18 protein-coding genes and 1 pseudogene are annotated in these 19216 nt (G+C 69.3%); 2 read left to right on the top strand and 17 right to left on the bottom strand.

Annotated elements, in window-relative coordinates; translation table 11 throughout:
• Positions 1–3 precede the first annotated feature (3 nt).
• The 5 genes from KUA19_RS39780 to KUA19_RS39760 form a co-directional block, all read right to left on the bottom strand.
• The gene (locus KUA19_RS39780; protein WP_217404802.1) at positions 4–342 is read right to left on the bottom strand and encodes a hypothetical protein; all 339 of its coding nucleotides are present in this window, start codon (positions 340–342) and stop codon (positions 4–6) included.
• A gap of 6 nt (positions 343–348) precedes the next feature.
• On the bottom strand, positions 349–678 hold the full coding sequence (locus KUA19_RS39775) for a hypothetical protein (RefSeq protein ID WP_217404800.1): 330 nt from the start codon (positions 676–678) through the stop codon (positions 349–351).
• 7 nt (positions 679–685) lie between these two features.
• The gene (locus tag KUA19_RS39770) at positions 686–2392 is read right to left on the bottom strand and encodes a SulP family inorganic anion transporter (protein WP_217404798.1); all 1707 of its coding nucleotides are present in this window, start codon (positions 2390–2392) and stop codon (positions 686–688) included.
• Entirely contained in the window at positions 2389–2748 is a 360-nt protein-coding gene (locus KUA19_RS39765) for an ArsR/SmtB family transcription factor (protein WP_217404796.1), read from the bottom strand. Before KUA19_RS39765 ends, KUA19_RS39770 begins: the two co-directional genes overlap by 4 nt.
• 745 nt (positions 2749–3493) lie before the next feature.
• Entirely contained in the window at positions 3494–4180 is a 687-nt protein-coding gene (locus tag KUA19_RS39760) for an alpha/beta fold hydrolase (protein ID WP_217404794.1), read from the bottom strand.
• Between the two features lie 181 nt (positions 4181–4361).
• Here KUA19_RS39760 and KUA19_RS39755 point away from each other — a divergent pair, with 181 nt between their 5' ends.
• On the top strand, positions 4362–5093 hold the full coding sequence (locus KUA19_RS39755; RefSeq protein ID WP_217404792.1) for a DUF899 family protein: 732 nt from the start codon (positions 4362–4364) through the stop codon (positions 5091–5093).
• A gap of 442 nt (positions 5094–5535) precedes the next feature.
• Here the strand turns inward: KUA19_RS39755 and KUA19_RS39750 are convergent, their stop codons facing one another.
• Positions 5536–7338, bottom strand: a complete 1803-nt coding sequence (locus tag KUA19_RS39750; RefSeq protein WP_217404790.1) for a cellulase family glycosylhydrolase — start codon at positions 7336–7338, stop codon at positions 5536–5538.
• Between the two features lie 908 nt (positions 7339–8246).
• A complete protein-coding gene (locus KUA19_RS39745; protein ID WP_217404788.1) occupies positions 8247–8483 on the bottom strand; it encodes a hypothetical protein in 237 nt (78 codons plus the stop codon).
• A 126-nt stretch (positions 8484–8609) separates the two neighbouring features.
• Between KUA19_RS39745 and KUA19_RS39740 the strand changes: the two genes are divergently transcribed.
• Positions 8610–8810 carry a hypothetical protein gene (locus KUA19_RS39740; protein ID WP_217404786.1) on the top strand — a complete coding sequence of 67 codons (201 nt, stop codon included), beginning with the start codon at positions 8610–8612 and terminating at the stop codon, positions 8808–8810.
• Positions 8811–8952: 142 nt separating this feature from the next.
• Here the strand turns inward: KUA19_RS39740 and KUA19_RS39735 are convergent, their stop codons facing one another.
• From KUA19_RS39735 to KUA19_RS43580, 10 genes and pseudogenes are all read right to left on the bottom strand, one after another.
• Positions 8953–9654, bottom strand: a complete 702-nt coding sequence (locus KUA19_RS39735; protein ID WP_217404784.1) for a response regulator — start codon at positions 9652–9654, stop codon at positions 8953–8955.
• The gene (locus KUA19_RS39730) at positions 9651–12227 is read right to left on the bottom strand and encodes a sensor histidine kinase (protein WP_217404782.1); all 2577 of its coding nucleotides are present in this window, start codon (positions 12225–12227) and stop codon (positions 9651–9653) included. Before KUA19_RS39730 ends, KUA19_RS39735 begins: the two co-directional genes overlap by 4 nt.
• 92 nt (positions 12228–12319) lie before the next feature.
• A complete protein-coding gene (locus KUA19_RS39725; protein ID WP_217404780.1) occupies positions 12320–13198 on the bottom strand; it encodes a potassium-transporting ATPase subunit C in 879 nt (292 codons plus the stop codon).
• Positions 13198–15357, bottom strand: coding sequence for a potassium-transporting ATPase subunit KdpB (gene kdpB, locus KUA19_RS39720; protein ID WP_217404778.1), 2160 nt, complete (start codon positions 15355–15357; stop codon positions 13198–13200). Before kdpB ends, KUA19_RS39725 begins: the two co-directional genes overlap by 1 nt.
• A 32-nt stretch (positions 15358–15389) precedes the next feature.
• Positions 15390–17066: a potassium-transporting ATPase subunit KdpA gene (kdpA, locus tag KUA19_RS39715; protein ID WP_217404776.1), complete on the bottom strand. Its 1677-nt coding sequence runs from the start codon at positions 17064–17066 to the stop codon at positions 15390–15392.
• Positions 17067–17088: 22 nt separating this feature from the next.
• The gene (gene kdpF, locus KUA19_RS45160) at positions 17089–17175 is read right to left on the bottom strand and encodes a K(+)-transporting ATPase subunit F (RefSeq protein ID WP_217404867.1); all 87 of its coding nucleotides are present in this window, start codon (positions 17173–17175) and stop codon (positions 17089–17091) included.
• 283 nt (positions 17176–17458) lie between these two features.
• Positions 17459–17749, bottom strand: coding sequence for a hypothetical protein (locus KUA19_RS39705; RefSeq protein ID WP_217404774.1), 291 nt, complete (start codon positions 17747–17749; stop codon positions 17459–17461).
• A 291-nt stretch (positions 17750–18040) separates the two neighbouring features.
• Positions 18041–18325, bottom strand: coding sequence for a hypothetical protein (locus tag KUA19_RS39700; RefSeq protein WP_217404772.1), 285 nt, complete (start codon positions 18323–18325; stop codon positions 18041–18043).
• 135 nt (positions 18326–18460) lie between these two features.
• Positions 18461–19018, bottom strand: a complete 558-nt coding sequence (locus tag KUA19_RS39695; RefSeq protein WP_302563799.1) for an alpha/beta fold hydrolase — start codon at positions 19016–19018, stop codon at positions 18461–18463.
• A gap of 72 nt (positions 19019–19090) precedes the next feature.
• Positions 19091–19216: pseudogene (locus KUA19_RS43580) on the bottom strand (ABC transporter permease); the annotation flags it as partial.

Genomic DNA, 19216 nt, shown 5'->3' with positions numbered 1-19216 from the left:
GGATCACCTGGCTACTCCCGGCGGTCGAGGCCCTCCTCCGCCCGCGTTCCCCGAAGCGGTGGGGCTCGACAGCGCGAACAGTCCTCTGGCCAGCCCCTGTAGCAGTGATAACGCCTCGGCTCGGTCGCTGCGGCGCAACATGACCTGCGCGCCGGTCGCGACGGCCAGCAGCCGTATTCCGTCCAGCCCCCACGACACCGCGTGCGCGTCCAGATGAGCGTGCAGAGCGGCGAAATGCCGCGATATGACCGGCTCGACTACCTGATCACGGCTCACCGCCGGGATCAGATCATTGATCACCAACAGGTACCCCTGCCACGCCGAGCGCTGGATCGGTGTCACGACACCTCACGCCCCTGCTCCGTCGCCCTCGCTGCGACCGCTCACCGCAGTAGGCGCGGGTCTGGACAGCGCGAACAGCCGCCGGGCCAGTGCACCCAGCAACAGCGCGGAACCGGCGAGATCTCCTGTGCCGAACATCGTCTGGGCACGCCTCGCGATCGCGAGCAGCCGCGGCCCGTCGGCACCCCACAGCCCGCCATGTTCATGCAGCAGTGCGATCAGCACCGTGAACTCGGCCTGCGCCTGCCGATCGCATTGCCACCCGCGGACAGCCGGCATCAGTCCGACGGCGATCACCAGATAGCCATGCCACGCCACGCGCTGGTGCGGTGCCACCGGCCGTTCACACCCCTTCCCGCGCGGCGCTGACGGGTGCCAGCACCCCGGTGTGGTGCAGGTGCGTCCGGGCTACGGCGATGGCCTCGCCGGTGTGGGCGAACACGCGGCCGTCACGGCGCAGCCGCGGCAGGACACCGATCGCCGCCAGGGCCTTGTCATGCTCCGGGCGCACCCCGGACAGGTAGACCTCGATGCCGCGATGCTCGAGCCGTTCGATCGCATCACGCAGCACAGTGGCTCCCGTGCCGTCGACGGTGGACACCCCCGACATGCGCAGAATGACCACGCGCACGTCGGCGACCTCGGACAGTTCGAGCAGGAACCGGTGCGCGGCGGCGAAGAACAGCGGACCGTCGAACCGGTAGGCGACGATGTGCTCGGCCAGCAGGCTGGCCTCTTCCGCATGGTGGTCGGTCACGTCAAGGGGCACCCGCTCCAGCGTCGCGGCCTGGGCGATCTTCCGTACCGCGAGGAATGCGGCGAGCACCACCCCGATCCCGACGGCGGCGACCAGGTCAAGGGCGAGCGTCGCCGCTGCGGTCAACACCATCAGCAGCGCGTCGGAGCGGGTCGAGCGGGCCAGCGCAAGCAGGGAGCCGACCTCGACCATGCGGATCGCGGTGGCCAGCAGCACCCCTGCCAGCGCGGCCAGGGGAATGTGGGCGACCAGGGGCGCGGCCGCGAGCATGATCACCGCGAGGACCAGGGCGTGGGTGAGTGCGGCCAGCCGCGATCCGGCGCCGCTGCGGACGTTGACCGCGGTACGGGCGATCGCCGCGGTGGCCGGCACTCCGCCGAACAGCGGAGCGGCCAGGTTCGCGATGCCCTGGCCGAACAGTTCCCGGTCCGGGTCGTGGCGCTGCCCGACGGTCATCCCGTCGGCGACCGTGGCCGACAGCAGGCTCTCCAGCGCCGCGAGGGCGGCGACGGCCAGCGCTGAGGTGAGCAGCATCGGCACCGCGGCCCGGTCCAGGAACGCCAGCGACGGCGCGGGCAGCGTCGAGGGCAGCGCGCCGATACGGGCGACGTCCAGGTGCGCCAGCGCCGCCAGCACCGTGACCGCGCCGACGGCGAGCAGGGAGAACGGCACCGCCGGTTTCCAACGCGCCCCGGTCAGCATCGTCACGGCGACGCCGAGCGCCACCGCGATCGCCGGCCAGTTCGGCGCTTGGGCGAATTCGACGACGGCCTGCCAGGCCACCGCGGCGACCTTCTCCCCGTGCGGGGTCGGCACGCCGAGTGCGGCCGGGACCTGCTGCAGGAAGATGACCGCCGCGATGCCGACGGTGAAGCCCTCCACGACCGGGGCGGGCACGTACTGCATGTAGCGGCCGGCGCGGGCGGCCGCGAGCAGCACCAGGATCACCCCGGCGAGCAGGCCGACGGTCAGCACCCCGGCAGGGCCGAAGCGGTGCACGATCGGCACCAGCACCACCGTCATCGCCCCGGTCGGCCCGGACACCTGTAGGTTCGACCCGCCCAGCAGCGCCGCGAGCGCCCCGGCCACAATCGCGGTGGCCAGCCCGGCCGCCGCGCCGAGTCCGGAGGACACCCCGAATCCCAATGCGAGGGGCAGGGCGACCACGGCGACGGTCAGCCCGGCGATCAGGTCCTGGCGCGGCCGGCGGCCCATCGTGGCCAGGTCCTGGCGGCTGGGCAGCAGCCGCAGCAGGTGAGCCAGTCGGGAGATTCCCGTCGCCGTCGTGTTCATCGGTGCCCCACCGTCGCGCCTTCTTCGGCCTCCGCATCGCTCAGGGCGTCCAGCAGCTGCGCCTGGCTGGTGATCATGTCGGTGAGGAAGCGGCGTGCCGCGTGCATGACGTCGGCCACGTCCGGGCCGGCCAGCGCGTACATCACCGCGGCGCCGTCACGGTAGGAGACGACGATCCCGGCCCGGCGCAGCACCGCCAGCTGCTGCGACAGGCTCGACGCCTCGATCTCGACGTCGGCCAGCAGGTCCCGCACGGCCAACGGCCCGTCGCCGAGCAGTTCCAGCACCCGGATACGCACCGGATGGCCCAGCGTACGGAAGAACTCTGCCTTGCGCTGATACAGCGGTACCGGCACCGCCAACCACCCGCTTCACCTTGACGCAACCCTGCAATTGAACACCTCTTCAATTACTGCCATCATGCAACCGGCCCGTCAAGTGGCTGACGTCACCCGAGACGTGTCCACGCCGCTCGCCGGCACACAGCGAGACCGTGAGGCCGCATCGCCGACACCCGCAGAGCCGCCCCGATCAGGTCGATTGCCGAACCCGGCCCCGACGCTGCCGCCTGCAGGGCGGCTACTCCGAGACACCGCGCACCCGGCGGGACTGTCAAACCCACGAATGGCTCCGTCTCACCCAGCGGGCGGCCTAGTACGGCAGCAGTAGGTTGGTTCTATCTGGCTGGGTCGATGGCCGTGCGCCGTCGGTAGTGGTAGAAGCGTGCTCAGGCTTGGTGGCGTAGTCGCCAGGCAGTCCAGGCCAGGGCGTGGTCCATCGATTGCTGGACAGGTTTGATGATCCAGTGCGGTAGGCGGCGGACCGCGGGCAGGCCTGTCAGTGCATGCGGGAGGTCCCCGAAGACCTTCGCGACATTGAGAGTCGCCACTTTGCGCCTTGCCCAGTCAAGCGGTCCGCCAACCGTGCACTCGACTTCGGCCGACGTTCCTGGTACGCAAGAGAGGGTCTCCATGGTCTGTGACCAGCGAAAACCCTCTTCGCTGTCGGGCTGGCCGGAGTCGAACCGACGGCCCCTTGCCCCCAGGGGTTGTTGCAAGAGGCTCATTCATTCGACAAGACTCGATGACGTGGGCGGAAGCTTCACCGCGGCAGGAAGGCCCGCAGTGCGGCAAGGAACTCGTCCGGGCGTTCGCGGTGCACCTGGTGACCGGCCTCGATGGTGACCAGCCGGGCGTCGGGGATGCGTGCTACCGCGCCGGCCATCAGTTCCGCGGGCAGCGGACTGGTGGCGCCTCCGCTGATCATGAGGGTGGGTACGGTGATCTCGGTCAGTCGGTCCCACCAGGCCGGATCGGGGTTGTTGACCTGTGCGAGCAGGCTCGGAAGCACCGGCCAGTCGAAGTCCGGCTCTTGCTCGGGCCGGGGCGGGATGGGAATGGTGACCGAGCCAGGGCGGGTCGGTGGGGAATCTTCCACCACGAGCCTGGCCAGCCATGACGGGCGCTCCTGTGCGACCAGGCAGGCGACGGTACCGCCTGCGGAGTGGCCGACGAGGGTGACCTCCCGAAGCCCTAGTTCGTCGGCGAAGGCAAGTACGTCGTCGCGCATCAGTTCGAACGAGTACGACCCCGGCCGGTCGCTGTGGCCCTGCCCGCGCTGGTCCAGCGCGGTGAGGTGGTGCGTTTCGGCCAGTCCCGCCATGGTGTGCGCCCAGGTCGTCGCGTCGCTGGGAAGCCCGTGTAGCAGTAGCACAGCGGGTTTTCCTGGCGTGCCTTCCTCCAGGTAGGACAGGCGTATCCGGTTGGCGATCTTTTCTCCCCGTGTCATGGGCGACAGGGTAACGGCTGTGAACGTGGATCGGCGATCGTCGCCTGCGATCAGGATCGAAGGTCCGAGATGATGGTCTTGTCCGGTCGGCCCGCTGACGAGTCACGTGCCGCATCCGGACTAGATTGGTGAAGCCTGGTCCGAGGGTTGGACGTCAGGCACTGTAGAAGAAGGAGCGACTGTGCGCCACCTCCCCACCGAGCCGCTGGCAGTCTCCGCGCTGCCAACCGTCACCGGCCGCGACGAGTACGAGGCCGCCCGCGCCAGATTGCTGGTCAAGGAGAAGGCGCACAGCCGCGCGGGCGACGCGATCGCCGCAGAGCGCCGCCGGCTACCGATGATCGAGATTCCCGGGTCCGTCACCGTGGTCGGCGCGAAGGGCGAGGTTCCGTTTCTGGACGCCTTCGAGGGGCGACGGATGCTCGTCGGTTACTTCCACATGTGGCATGACGGCCAGCCGGCCGAACGGCAGTGCATCGGCTGCACCTACTTCGCATCCCAGGTCCAGGGCCCGCTGGCGCACCTGCATGCACGCGATGTGACACTGGCCTACTTCTGTGAGGGCACTTACGAGGAGAGCCGGCCGTACGCGGACTTCATGGGCTATACGGCACCCTGGTACTCGGCGCGCGACGCAGGCCACGGGCTGCTGGCCGACCGGGATTTCGGCTGGCTCGGCTGCTACGTGCGCGACGACCATGGCCGCGTTTACGAGACCTACTGGGCGACCGACCGCGGCAACGAGGCGGGCTTCTGGTCCTACAGTCTGCTGGACCGGACCGTGTTCGGACGTCAGGAGGCGTGGGAGGACTCTCCTGACGGCTGGCCAAAGATCCCGGCCGGCCAGCACCAATGGCGTACCGACAGTCGTCCGCTGGCGCAATGGGGCGTCACCGACGAACCCGCCGTGTAGGCAGGCGCCGCTACGCCCGCCACTTCATACCAGCGATTGACAGTCGGCGCGACACCGCCGGTCAGCTGGTGTCAACGTGGCCGCCCCGAGTCGTCAGGACGCCACCATTTCTCGCCTGACCGAAGTATCCATCTGGCCCTGATAGTCTGCCGGCACGTTCGTAGTCCTCCCCAGTCGCGCCGGGGGACTGCCAAACGAACGGCGCTGGATCACACCTGGGCCTGGGCGGTCTGCGGCACGTTCGAGGCGTGTTTGACCACGGCGGCCGTTGCCGGCCATGAGCGCCGGCGCGGCGAAGCGGACCACCTGCCACAGCGGGAAAGTTCCACGGCATGACCGCGAGCACGGGTCCGGACGACACGATGTGTGCGGGTCGGCCGACTGCCTGGCGTGGGTGTGCGTACGGCGCACCCACGCCAGGTCTCGGCTGCTGAGCCGTGTGCTACGGGTTCTGGGTGAGCAGGTGTGCCTTGAACCCTTCACCGAAGGTGGCGGTCGGGGTGCCGGTGTAGTCGTTGATGAGGACGTTGCCCTGGCCGCAACCCCATGGGTTCCAGGTCCATGCCAGGTATCCGACACCGTGCGTGTCGGCCCAGGCCATCAACTGGTCGATGTAGTCGTGGGCGCAGGTGTTCTGGCCGATCTCGCCTGCCACCACCGGCACCTGCGCGGCGACCGTGCCGATCTGGCTGTCCCAGCAGGAGACGGTCACACAGGCGTTGAAGTTGTACGAGTGCCACGAGGCCATCAGATTGCCGGTTGAGTCGGTCGGCTTGTAGGCCAGCCACTGGGTCAGGTCGTTGGTCCAGGTGAGGCCGGCGACCATGATCACGTTGGTGGCGCCGGTGGCGCGTACCGCGTTGACCAGGCTCTGCATACCGGCCACTTGGTAGCCGATGCCGGTGCAGGTGCCACCGTCGCGCAGGCAGGTCCAGGCGGCGGTCATGTTCGACCAGTTGTTGGCCGCGTCCGGATAGGGCTCGTTGAACAGGTCGAAGATGACCGCGTTGTTGCCCTTGAACGCGTTCGCCACCTGGGTCCAGAATGTCGGCGCGTACTGCGCGTCGGGCATCGGCTTCTGGCAGGTCGCGTTGGCGTCCGAGCAGGCCGACGAGGTGCCGGTGTACACGCCGTGGTTCCAGTGCATCTCGACGATCGGGTTGATGCCGTTGGCGACGAGCAGCGTCACGTAGTCCTTGACCGCCTGCTGGTAGGTGCCGCCACTGGGCGTGCCGAACGTGCCCAGCCAGCAGTCCTCGTTGAGCGGGATCCGCACCGCGTGGATGTTCCAGGCCTTCATCGCGTCAACGCTGGCCTGGTCGGGTGTCGGGCTGTCCCACATGCCCTTGCCCTGCACGCAGGCGAACTCGGCGCTGGCCCGGTTGACGCCGAGCAGCCGGTACGTCGCCCCACCCGCGGTCGCCAGGTGGTTTCCGGACACATGCAGTGCCGGGGCCGCACCGCCGGTATTGGCAGGGTTGACCGTGATGGAGATCGGGGTGGTGGTCTTGGCCGCGCCGAGGTTGTCCACCGCGCGGGCGCTCACGGAGTATGTGCCGGCCGCCACGCTCGTCCACGCGTACATGTACGGGGACGTGGTGTCGGTGCCTACGATCGTCGAGCCGTTGAGGAACTCAACCCGGGCCACGGTGCCGTCCGGGTCGCTCGCAGTCGCCGCGAAGTTGACCGTAGCCGGTGCGGTGAACGTCTGTCCGGCCGTCGGGCTGGTCAGGCTTACCGTCGGCGCCTGGTTCGCGCCGGGCGAACTGCTCGCCGACGGGCTCGGGCTGGACGACGTGCTGCCGGTGCACGCCACGCCGTTGAGCGTGAAGTTGGTCGGCTGCGGGAACGGGCTCGGCGGAGTGGAGCCGGCCGCCGTCCGGGTCCAGTCGCCCTGCAGGCCGACGCTGGCGTTGGTCTGGCCGGTGCCGATCGAGCCGTTCCACCCGATGTCGGTGGCGGTGACGGCGGTCGTACCGGTAAAGGCGGCGTTCCAGCCGCCGGTGCGGGTGTGGCCGGAGGGAAGTGTGAACGTCAGGGTCCAGTGTGCGATCGGGTCACCGAGATTGGTAATCGCGAGGGTGGTGTTGAACCCGCCGGACGTCGGCGTCGACTGCCACGCGTTGACGTTCTGGTACGTGACCGCACAGCCGGTGGCTGCCTGTGCGACGGTGGGCACGACGATGCCCAGTGCGATACACGCCGCCGCGGCGACGGCGGAGATGAGAGCAGAGCGGTGTTTCACGGCGCCTCCTAGACGCATCGAGATGCATGGGAAACGCGTGCCTGCCCTGGCTCACCGCTGGAGAACATTGAATCAGATAACATCCCGTTTGCAAAACCGGTTAAGTGTCTGCAGCTCTCCGACTCAAGGCCGGCTCACCGGCTGATGCCGCTCCACAGCGCCCACCGCGCGCCCGCGCCCCTGAGCGCCGCGTAGGCCTCGGTGCGGCCTGCCGCATACGCTGCGGGCGGAGGCAGCATAGACCCAGACGACCCGGCTGCCCCCACGGCCATCACCGGTGCCACTCTGTCCTGCCTCCTCGCCGCCAAGACCACAGGGGTCGCCACAGGCCAACCCCTCCGCTCGGTGAGCTGGGCGTGTCGGTCGTCCATACAGGACTCAGGGCCCCCGGTTGATGAGAGATCGGCGACGACCCACATCTGCCCAGGAGCCCTGTTGTCCACCTATCCTGCCACCGTCACCCTGTCCACCCGCGCCGACCAACCTGTCGGATCTGCTGCGCGCCCACCGCAACAGCTTGCGGTCGAGGTGGCGCAAGCTGACGGTGCGACGCCAAGCGCTGCCGGTCCTGGCATGGCTGCGCAACGGCGACACCTCCGTTCAAGCGACGCCCAGGCCATGACCTGTCGGACAACATGCGGGAGGTGAACAGCGCCCACAACGCCATCCGCACCAGGTGCGAACGCACCCTCGCCGCACTCAAGACCTGGAAGATCCACGCCAGAATCCGCTGCGAACCCCGGCTACACCACCACCATCCCGCAAGCCGTCACCGTGCTCCAACACGTCGAAGACCAGCCCTTGTGAGATTGGAAAATGCTCCCGGTGGCCCAACGTGCGGTAGCTGAGCCAGCAACAGATGCTCCAGGCCGCTGCCCGACTCGGTCCGTTGCTGCGCACGGTGCGGGTCAGGCGTAGATGAACCAGTAGCCAGGGGGGTAGCTGCCGCTGGTCGGGTACCAGACGCACTGGAGCGGACCGGTCCAGCCGTAGTTCTGGATGCCGTAGTTGCCGATCCGGACGCATTCCGAGTAGTCGTAGACGACGCCGCGAAGGATGGGTGTGGCGTGCGCGGGCGTGGCCCCCACGAACACCGTCGAGCCGGCCAAGGCCGTCGCCACGATCGCCATCTTGAGTCTGCGCATCTGACCTCCATCGAGAGAACGATGGAGGTCACAATAGAGACAGTTCGATCGATGAGGGATCGCCCGTCCCGGCAGTATGTGTCGGCCACCGACAGGAGAGGCCGCGTCGCTGCCCAGCCTCGTCGTATGCGCGTCGCCGAAGGACCGACAGCCGAAGTCCAGCAGTTGGGGAACCAGGCAGGACTCCTCGCCGAACGCCAACAGCAGGTGCACGACTATCTCGCCGCGTTCGCTCGGCTCGCAGCACGCGGCGACATCCCGCGATGGCGGCACGAGAGGCGCGCGGCCGGCCCGTCGGCGTGTCGGCCGGTGGACTTCGGCTGGTGACGGAGGAACGGCTGGCCGTTCGAGGTCGCCGTCCACGAGCGGCATGGGCGTCTTCACCGAACAGTCGCCGACCGGTCTCCGGGGATGCCGGCGCCCCACGACTGGCAACGCCCGGCCGCGGCGCGGTCGGGATCATGCGTGCCTACGGGGTCTCCTCGGTGGGCACGAACCGGTAGCCCATACCGGGCTCGGTCAGCAGCTGGCGGGGGTGGGCGGCGTCGTCCTCCAGTTTGCGGCGCAATTGCGCCATGTACTGGCGCAGGTAGTTGGTCTCGGTCGCGTACTGCGGCCCCCAGATCTCCTGCAGCAGCTGCCGCTGGCCGACCAGCTTGCCCGGGTTGCGCACCAGCGCGGTGAGCAGGTGCCACTCGGTGGGGGTGAGCCGCACGTCGGTGCTGCCGCCGGCAACGGCCCGGATCTGGTGGTCTGCGACATCGACGTGGTATCGGCCGATCCGCACCAGGCTGCGAGCCTCCAGGGCGGCTGAGTGCCGACGGGTCACCGCCCGGATGCGGGCCAGCAGCTCGTCCACGCCGAACGGTTTGGTGACGTAGTCGTCGGCGCCCGCGTCCAGCGCCTGCACCTTGTCCTCGCTGCCGGTGCGTCCGGACAGGACCACGATCGGGGTCGCCGACCAACCGCGCAGGCCTCTGATCACGTCTACGCCGTCCATGTCGGGCAGGCCCAGGTCGAGCACGACCACATCCGGGTGGTAGGAACTCGCGGCGCGCAGCGCGGCGGCGCCGTCGGCGACCAGCTCCACCTCGTAGCCACGGGCCCGCAGATTGATCCGCAGCGCGCGCAGGATCTGCGGCTCGTCGTCGACAATCAGGATCTTCGTCATACCAGTGCGTCCTTCCCCGCCGTGCCTGGTGCCGTACCGTCGAGAGGCTGCGCGATGGGCAGTGACAGCACCATGGTCATCCCCCCGCCGGGGGTGACCTCCGGCGTCAGCGCGCCACCCATCGCCTCACTCAGGCCGCGGGCCAGAGCCAGGCCCAGCCCGAGGCCGGTGTCGTTGCTGCGGTCGCCCGAGCGCTGGAACGGCAGGAACACCCGGTCCCAGTCGGCCTCGGGGATGCCCGGACCGTGGTCGACGATACGCAGCTCCACCCGGCCGTCGTGCGCGCTGGCCTTGACCAGCGGCGGCATGTCGGGTGGGCTGTGCCGCAGCGCGTTGCCGATCACGTTGACCAGCACCCGTTCCAGCAGCCCGGGGTCGGCACTGACGGCGGGCAGGTCGGCCGGGATGCGGATGCGTACGTCGCGGGCGCTGTCGCCGAGCTCGTCCAGCGCGTGCGGGACGACCTCCTCGAAGCCCATCGCCCGCGCGGACACCCCAAGCACCCCGGCCTGCAGGCGACTCATGTCGAGCAGGTTCTCCACCAGCCGGTTGAGGCGTTCCAGCGATTCGGCGGCGGTGACCAGCAGTTCGCGCCGGTCGTCCTCGCCGAAGTCGATCTCGCCGCTGGCGAGGCTGTCGACCGCGGCCTTGGCCGAAGCGAGCGGCGTACGCAGATCGTGGCTGACCGCGGCGAGCAGCGCCGTACGCAACCGGTCCGCCTCGGCCAGCGGCCGAGCCGCGGCGGCCTGCTCTGCCAACCGCTCCTGCCGCAGCGCCAGCGCCGCCTGGGACGCGAACGCCTCCAGGATGCGCCGGTCGGCGGCCGCCAGCGCCCGGCCGCGCAGGACCAGGGTCAGATCTTCGCCGACGGAGACGTCCGTGTCGGCCTCGCCCGGGGCGAAGCAGGGCTGCCCGCCGACGGTGGCCGCGACCCGCCACATCGACATCTCGTGGCGGCGGTCGGGGCTGTGCGAGGCGCCTTCGCGTGCTTCCAGCAGGGTGACCGACTCCAGCCCGAAGGTCTCCTGCAGGCGCTGCAGCAGTGCGGTCAGCGGCCGGTCGCCGCGCAGCACGCTGCCGGCGACGGTGGCCAGGGTCTGGGCCTCCGCCCCGGCCTGCGCGGCCTCGCGGGTGCGGCGGGCGGCCTCGTCGACGGTCGCGCTCACCGCGACGGCGACGATGACGAACACGAACAGCGCGAGCAGGTTCTCGTTCTCGGCGATGGTCCACTTGAGTATCGGTGGGGTGAAGAAGTAGTTGAGCAGCGCCGAGCCGCCCAGCGCCGCGACGATCGCGGGCCACATGCCGCCGACCAGCGCCACCGCGACCACAGCGGCGAGGAACAGCAGGATGTCGGTGCCGAGGTTGAGGTCGCCGCCGAACTGGTACAGCAGCAGGGTCAGCAGCGGCAGGCCCAGTGCGGCCAGCGCGAACCCGGCCAGTCTCCGTCGCGTGGACAGCGCGCTGCTCGCGGGGCGGGCGAACCGGCCGCGTCCCGCCTCGGTATGTGTCACCAGGTGCACGTCGATGGGCCCCGACTCGGCGGTGGTCGTGACCCCCACACCGCGGGAGAACAGCTGCGCGAACCGGCCGCGGCGGCTGGCGCCGAGCACCAGCTGCGTAGCGTTCACGCCGCGGGCGAAGTCCAGCAGCGCGGTCGGGATGTCGGTGCCGACGACCTGGTGGTAGGTGCCGCCGAGGCTCTCGACCAGCATGCGCTGCTTGGCCAGCAGCGCCGGGTCGGCACCGGCCAGGCCGTCGTTGCGCGCCACGTGTACGGCCAGCAGGTCCGCGCCGCGTGCCCGGTCGGCGATGCGGGCGGCCCGCCGGATCAGCGTGTCGCCCTCCGGGCCGCCGGTCAGCGCCACCACGACCCGTTCGCGTGCCTCCCACATCGTGTCGATCTTGTGCTGGGCGCGGTACCTGTCGAGTTGTTCGTCGACCTTGTCGGCCAGCCACAGCAGGGCCAGTTCCCGCAGCGCGGTGAGGTTGCCGACCCGGAAGTAGTTGCCCAGCGCCGCGTCGACCTTCTCCGGCAGGTACACGTTGCCGTGCGCCATCCGCCGCCGCAGCGCCTCGGGCGTCATGTCGATCAGCTCGACCTGCTCGGCGCGGCGGACGACCTCGTCGGGCACGGTCTCGCGCTGCGGCACGCCGGTGATGGTCTGCACTACGTCGTTGAGCGACTCCAGGTGCTGGATGTTGACGGTCGACAGGACATGGATGCCCGCGTCGAGCAGCTCGGCGATGTCCTGCCAGCGCTTGACGTTGCGGCAGCCGGGCACGTTGGTGTGGGCCAACTCGTCGACGAGGACGATGTCCGGGCGGCGGGCCAGGATCGCGTCGAGGTCCATCTCGGTGAAGGTGGCCCCGCGGTAGTCCATGGTGCGGCGGGGTATCAGCTCCAGGTCGCCGATCATCTGCATGGTGTGCTTGCGTCCGTGGGTCTCCACGAACCCGACGACGACGTCGGTGCCGCGTTCAACGCGGCGCTGCGCCTCTTCGAGCATGGCGTACGTCTTGCCGACACCCGGTGCGGCGCCGAGGTAGATCCGCAGCTGGCCTCGCGACATCTACGGCAGTCCTTTCCGATGCGGACGGGCGGGCGGCCCGGTGACCTCCGGAGGGGTCTCCCGGCCGCCCGCGGTTCCTCGCGGCCGGGCCGCTACCTGCGGTCCAGGGCCAGGTTCAGCTCCAGGACGTTGACGCCGGGTTCGCCCATGAACCCCAGCGCCCGGCCGGTGGTGTGCTCGTCGATCAGCTTCTCCACCTCGCTCACCGGGATGTCCCGCGCGGCGGCGACGCGCTTGGCCTGCAGCTTCGCGTACGCGAGGCTGATGTGCGGGTCGATGCCGCTCGCACTGGCGGTGACCGCGTCCGCGGGCACCGCCGACTCGGCCGGGGCGTCACCGCGGACCGGCACCAGCACGCCGCCGCCGTAGTCCTCGCCGAACTTGCCGCACTCGACCGCGACACCCTCGTACGTGGCGATGAACGGCGTCGCCGGGCAGGGCTGGTTGACGCTGACCGCGCGGGTGACCTTGCCGGACATGCCGTCGCGGTAGAACACCCGCAGCACGGCGCCGATGCCGTCGTCGGTGCAGTACGGCCGCCGCCCGTCGACGCCCTCCAGCTCGCCGACGGCCTTGCTGCGCGCGCAGACCTGTGTCAGCAGGGCCTGCTTGCTGCCGTCGCCGTCGGGAGAGTCGGCCAGGGCCGGGTCGCCGAGGGTGTCCTGGACGCTCTCCGGGCCGAGGTTACTGGCCGAGGTCGCGTCGAGGCGGTATCCGGAGGCCGACGGGCGGCTCTGGAAGTACTTCTTGACCGGGTTGCCGTCGGCGTCGGTGAACGCCTGGCCCACGAGCGAGCTGCCGACCGGCTGGCCGTTCACCTCGACCAGCGAGCCGTTGGCCTTGTCGCGCAGCCCTGGAATCTGGGCCACGCCGGTGATGACCAGCGGGTAGGCGATGCCGACCAGCACCGTGAAGACCAGCAGCGCGCGCAGCGCCGCCATGTGTTGTGAGATCCAACCAGGAGTACGCATCAGGAGATCCCAGGGATGAGCGAGATGATCATGTCAATGATCTTGATACCGATGAAGGGGACGACCACGCCGCCGAGACCGTAGATCCACAGGTTGCGGGTCAGCAGCTTGCTGGCGCTGCTGGGCGTGTAGGGCACGCCGCGCAGCGCGAGCGGGATCAGGGCGATGATCACGAGGGCGTTGAAGATGACCGCGGACAGGATCGCCGATTCCGGGCTGGACAGTCGCATGATGTTGAGCTTGTCCAGGCTCGGGTAGACCACCGCGAACATCGCCGGGATGATCGCGAAGTACTTGGCGATGTCGTTGGCGATGGAGAAGGTGGTCAGCGCCCCGCGCGTGATGAGCAGCTGCTTGCCGATCTCGACGATCTCGATCAGCTTGGTGGGATCGGAGTCCAGGTCCACCATGTTGCCGGCTTCCTTGGCCGCCGACGTGCCGGTGTTCATGGCCACGCCGACGTCCGCCTGGGCCAGGGCCGGGGCGTCGTTGGTGCCGTCGCCGGTCATCGCGACCAGGCGGCCGCCCTCCTGCTCCTTGCGGATCAGGGCCAGCTTGTCCTCCGGCGTCGCCTCGGCCAGGAAGTCGTCGACCCCGGCCTCGTCGGCGATCGCCTTGGCGGTCAGCGGGTTGTCGCCGGTGATCATGACGGTACGGATGCCCATCCGGCGCATCTCGTCGAACCGCTCCCGCATGCCCGACTTGACCACATCCTTGAGGTGGATGACGCCCAGGGCACGGGCCGTGCCTCCGGTCACCAGCTCGGCCACCACCAGCGGCGTGCCACCGGTGCCGGAGATCCCGTCGACCGCCGGGCCCACGTCCGCCGACGGGTGACCGCCGTTGTCGCGGACCCACTTCATGACCGCCGACGCCGCGCCCTTGCGGATCTGCCGGGCGCTGCCACCCTCCTCCATGTCCACGCCGGACATGCGGGTCTGGGCTGTGAACGGGATGAAGGTGGCGTGCGGCATGACGCCCTCCTCGCGGGCACGCAGACCGTACTTCTCCTTCGCCAGGACCACGATCGAGCGGCCCTCGGGCGTCTCGTCGGCGAGGCTGGACAGCTGGGCCGCGTCGGCCAGCTGCTCAGGCGTGACACCGGCGGCGGGCAGGAACTCCCACGCCTGCCGGTTGCCCAGCGTGATCGTGCCGGTCTTGTCCAGCAGCAGCGTGTTCACGTCGCCGGCGGCCTCGACCGCCCGGCCGCTCATCGCCAGTACGTTGCGCTGCACCAGGCGGTCCATCCCGGCGATGCCGATCGCCGACAGCAGCGCCCCGATCGTGGTGGGGATGAGACACACCAGCAGCGATACGAGCACGATCCCGCTGATGCCGTTCGCACCGAACGAGGCCGTGTCCAGCGCGGCTGCCTGCCACTGCTTGGCGTAGATCGCCATCGGCTGCAGGGTGACCACGGCCAGCAGGAAGATGATCGTGAGTGCCGCGAGGAGGATGTTGAGCGCGATCTCGTTCGGGGTCTTCTGCCGGTTGGCGCCCTCCACGAGCGCGATCATGCGGTCGATGAAACTCTCCCCCGGCTTCTGGGTGATCCGCACGACGATCCGGTCGGACAGCACCTTCGTGCCGCCGGTGACCGCGCTGCGGTCACCACCGGACTCGCGGATCACCGGCGCCGACTCGCCGGTGATCGCCGACTCGTCGACGCTGGCGATGCCCTCGACGACGTCACCGTCACCCGGGATGATCTGCCCGGCCTCGACGACCACGAAGTCGCCCTGGGCGAGGGTGGTCGCCGCGACGGACTCCTCGCGGACCTGCGCGGCGTTGGCCCCCTCGGTCCAGCCGATCACGCGGCGGGCCATGGCGTCCTTCTTCGCGCTGCGCAGCGTCGCGGCCTGCGCCTTGCCCCGGCCCTCGGCCACCGCCTCCGCCAGGTTGGCGAAGACCACGGTCAGCCACAGCCATACCGTGATGGCCCAGGCGAACCACGACGGCTGCGCGATGGCGAGCACCGTGGTGAACGCGGCGCCGACCTCGACGATCAGCATGACCGGGTTGCGCCACAGGGTGGCCGGGTTCAGCTTGCGCAGCGCGTCCGGCAGCGACTTCCACAGCTGCTTGGGGTCCAGCAGCCCGCCGCCGACCCGCTTGGGCCGCGGCCGGGCACTGGTGCTTGCCACTGATGTGACAGTCATTTCTCGTTCCTTGTCTGTTTCCGCGGCCGGGCTCACAGGCCCTCGGCCAGCGGGCCGAGGGCGAGCGCGGGCAGGAAGGTGAGGGCGATCAGGATCACCACGACGCCGACGACCATGCCGATGAACAGCGGTTTGTGCGTGGGCAGCGTGCCCGCCGAAGCGGGGGTGGCCTTCTGGCGGGCCAGCGACCCGGCCAGGCCCAGCACGAACACCAGCGGCAGGAACCGGCCCAGCAGCATCGCCAGGCCCAGCGCGGTGTTCCACCAGGGCGTGTTCACGGTGATGCCCGCGAACGCCGAGCCGTTGTTGTTGGCCGCCGAGGTGAACGCGTAGACGACCTCGGAGAAGCCGTGCGGGCCGACGTTGAGCTGGGTGCTCCAGTTTCCGGTGGCCATCGCCGCGGCGACGCCGATCAGCACGATGGTGGGGGTGACCAGGAAGTAGACCGAGGCGAACTTCATCTCCCGGGCGCCGACCTTCTTGCCCAGGTACTCAGGTGTGCGCCCGACCATGAGACCGGCCACGAACACCGTGATGACCGCGAGGATGAGCATGCCGTACAGGCCCGATCCGGTACCGCCGGGCGCGACCTCACCGAGCATCATGTTGATGATCGGCATCATGCCGCCCAGCGCGGTGTACGAGTCGTGGAACGAGTTCACCGAACCGGTGGACGTGAGCGTCGTGGCCGAGGCGAAGGTGGCCGAGTCGGGAATGCCGAACCGGATGTCCTTGCCCTCGAAGGCCGCGCCCACCGCCTGCGGCACCGTGCCCATGTGCTGCAGCTCGAACACGTTGGTCAGTGCCACGCTGGCGATCGCGATGATCGCCATGACCGCGAGGATCGCGTACCCCTGGCGGTTGTCCTTGACCATCCGCCCGAACACGCGCGGCAGCGCGAACGGGATGACCAGCAGCAGGAAGATCTCCAGCCAGTTCGTCCACGAGGTCGGGTTCTCGAACGGATGCGCCGAGTTGACGTTGTAGAAGCCGCCGCCGTTGGTGCCGAATTCCTTGATCGCCTCCTGGCTGGCCACCGCGCCGCCGGTGATGTGCTGCTCGGCGCCGGCCAGCGTGTGCAGCAGCGTGCCGTCGGACAGGTTCTGCACCGCGCCGCCAAGGATCAGCAGCAGCGCGGCCACCGCACTGAACGGCAACAGGATCCGCAGCGTGATCCGGGTCAGGTCGACCCAGAAGTTGCCCAGCTGCTCCGATTGGCGCCGGGCGAACCCACGCACCAGCGCGACCGCCACCGCGATGCCGACCGCCGCGGAGGCGAAGTTCTGCACCGCCAGCCCGGCCATCTGCACGACGTGGGTCATCGTGTTCTCGCCCGAGTAGGCCTGCCAGTTCGTGTTGGTCACGAAGCTGACCGCGGTGTTCCAGGCCAGGTGTGGGAAGACCCGGTCGTTGATGCCGGCCGACAGGGCCGGCCCGGCGCCGGGGAAGACGTAGTCCTGCAGACGCAGGAAGGCGTACAGGAACAGGATCGAGATCAGCGAGAACGCGAGCACGCTGCGGGCGTAGACGCCCCAGGACTGCTCCACGTTCGGGTCGACGCCGACCAGCTTGTAGATGCCGCGCTCGACGCGGTTGTGCCGCTCGGCGGCGACCGCGCGGTACATGTAGTCACCGAGGTAGCGGTAGGCCACCGCCAGGGCGGCGATGAGCGAGAGGATGAAGATCACTCCCGCGACGGTCGTACTCATCTGAGGACAACTCTCCGAATCGTCAGAACTTCTCGGGGGACAGCAGCGCGTAGACCAGGAAGACCGCCAGCGCGCAGGCGATCACCAGGCCGACCAGGTTGGCGGTCACAGTCGCTCAGCTCCTCGTACGACGAGGGCAAGGACCGCGAACAGACCCACCGTGAGCACCACGAAGACCAGATCGGCCACCGTGCGCCTCCTTCATGAGTTGGGGCGTTTCGGCAATTTGCCCGAAATCTTCCCTTTGGCGGGTAGCGGCCAACGGGAACGGAGGTAATCCAACTCCCGAAATGTCGGCACGGGAGATCTCTTGACGGCATCGCTACGGCGGCTGCGGCATTCTTTACGCGGCCTTGACGGCGGTGTGAGCGTCGCCGCAGCGTCGGGCGACCTCAGCGGGGATCGGGCGCGGCCAACGGCCGTTCGCCGAGCGCGGCCAGGGCTTCCTGCGGCCGGTCGACGCTGATGGTCAGGATCCGCCCGGAGTCGAGCACCAGCTGCAGGACGGGACCGGAGCGCGCCAAGTGATGCCCGCGTAGCGGCGGCAGCAGCACCACAGCAGCACCCAAGTCCCCGACCGCGCAGCTGCCCGAGCGGCGCTGGCTACGAATCCGGCGCAACAACCGCGGCAACGTCCTGGACCGCGCGATGCGCCGCCACACCGGCGCGATCGTGTGCCGCATGCGGTTCCCCGTACCGTCCTGATAGGGGCGACAAACCGGCCGGGGTCGGGCGAACCCGGAGTGCGCCCCGGCTGCGCCGCGAGGTGCACGGCGTCGACGAGAATGTCCCGAGCAAAGCGAACGCACGGCCACCGGTCGAGGATGTAGGCGGGGGTACCGTACTCCTGCTCGATGGTCATCAGCGGCACGCCGCCGATGCTCATGCCGCCGCGTGCTGTCACCGCGGCCGCGTACCGCAGAGTCGTCCAGGTTCGCGTACCCGGCTATGTGGCGGTACCCGTACGCCGACACCTACCGCCGGTAGCAGCGCCGGTCTTCGCTGGTCAGCGACACGGTCAGGGTCTGCTGCGAGGAGTTCCAGTAGGCGCTGGCGAGGTTGGCCGCCCATGCCTTGTCTGCGAACCGCGACCGCAGCTCGGCCAAGGTTGCCTGATCGTTGCGAGGTGGCTGCATCTCGATACGGCGGGCGTACAGGTGTGCACCGACCACTGTCGTGAGTACGAAGAGTACGAAGGCTACCGCCAGGCGAGGCCTGCCCACGTAGAACGAAATTCTCGTTCCTGGCTCGGCTTCCACCCCGGCAGGTTAGCTCTGCCCGGCTCTGTAGCGGGGCTGCGGCAACCGACTGCTCCGCGTCTCGAAATGATGTCCTTCCACCGAGAGCAGGTCAGGCGGGCCGCTGCGGAGTCGCGTGTTCCGTCTGCTGACGGTTTATCCGTCCTGGTAGCCATGGCCGGCGGCGAGCGCGCGGATGGTCTGGGCCACGGTCGGGGAGTCGTTGCGCAGGATCTTGCTGTGGTTGCTGGCGACCTTGGCGCTGATCGTGATGTTCGGGTTGCGGGCGATGATCGGCTCGAGGACCTTGCGGCCCTCGTCCATCTCTCCGCCCTTGCTGCCGAGGCTGTCGCCGGTGGCCAGGACGAACCGTACGGGGCGGGTGAGGCGGTCCAGGACCGTGATGCTGGCGGCGGCGAACTCGTTGAGTTCGATGTTGACGTCGGCGTGCTGGTCGGCGGTCATCTTGGCGGCCAGGCCGAGGCGGGCGGCGATCGGGAACAGCCACCGCATGCGGCGGAACAGCTTGCGGATCCGGGCGTGGCCTTCCTCGCCGGTCAGGCCGACGGGGAAGGCGGCCACGGTGACCGCTCTGAGGACGCGGTCGGGGTTGCGGTCGGTCCAGTGCCAGGTGAGGATGCCGCCGTAGGACCAGCCGACCAGTAGTGCCCGCTCCACTCCCCTGGCTTTGAGGACGGCATCGAGGTCGCGCAGGCAGGCTTCCGGGGTGCGGGCGAGTCGGAGGAATAGGCCGCCCGCGCGGTGACGGGCGACCTGGTCGGATCGTCAGGCGATCTTGCGGTGGTAGACCCTCATGGCGAAGGCGTAGGCGACGATGAGGATGCCTGCGCACCAGCCGAGGGCGATCCAGATGTCGTTGCCGACCGGCTGCTGGTCGAACAGTGCCCGGAT

Source organism: Catellatospora tritici, from assembly GCF_019083965.1.
Classification (GTDB): Bacteria; Actinomycetota; Actinomycetes; order Mycobacteriales; family Micromonosporaceae; genus Catellatospora; species Catellatospora tritici.
The sequence above is the reverse complement of the archived record's forward strand: the minus strand, read 5'-3'. Positions and strand labels throughout refer to the sequence as shown.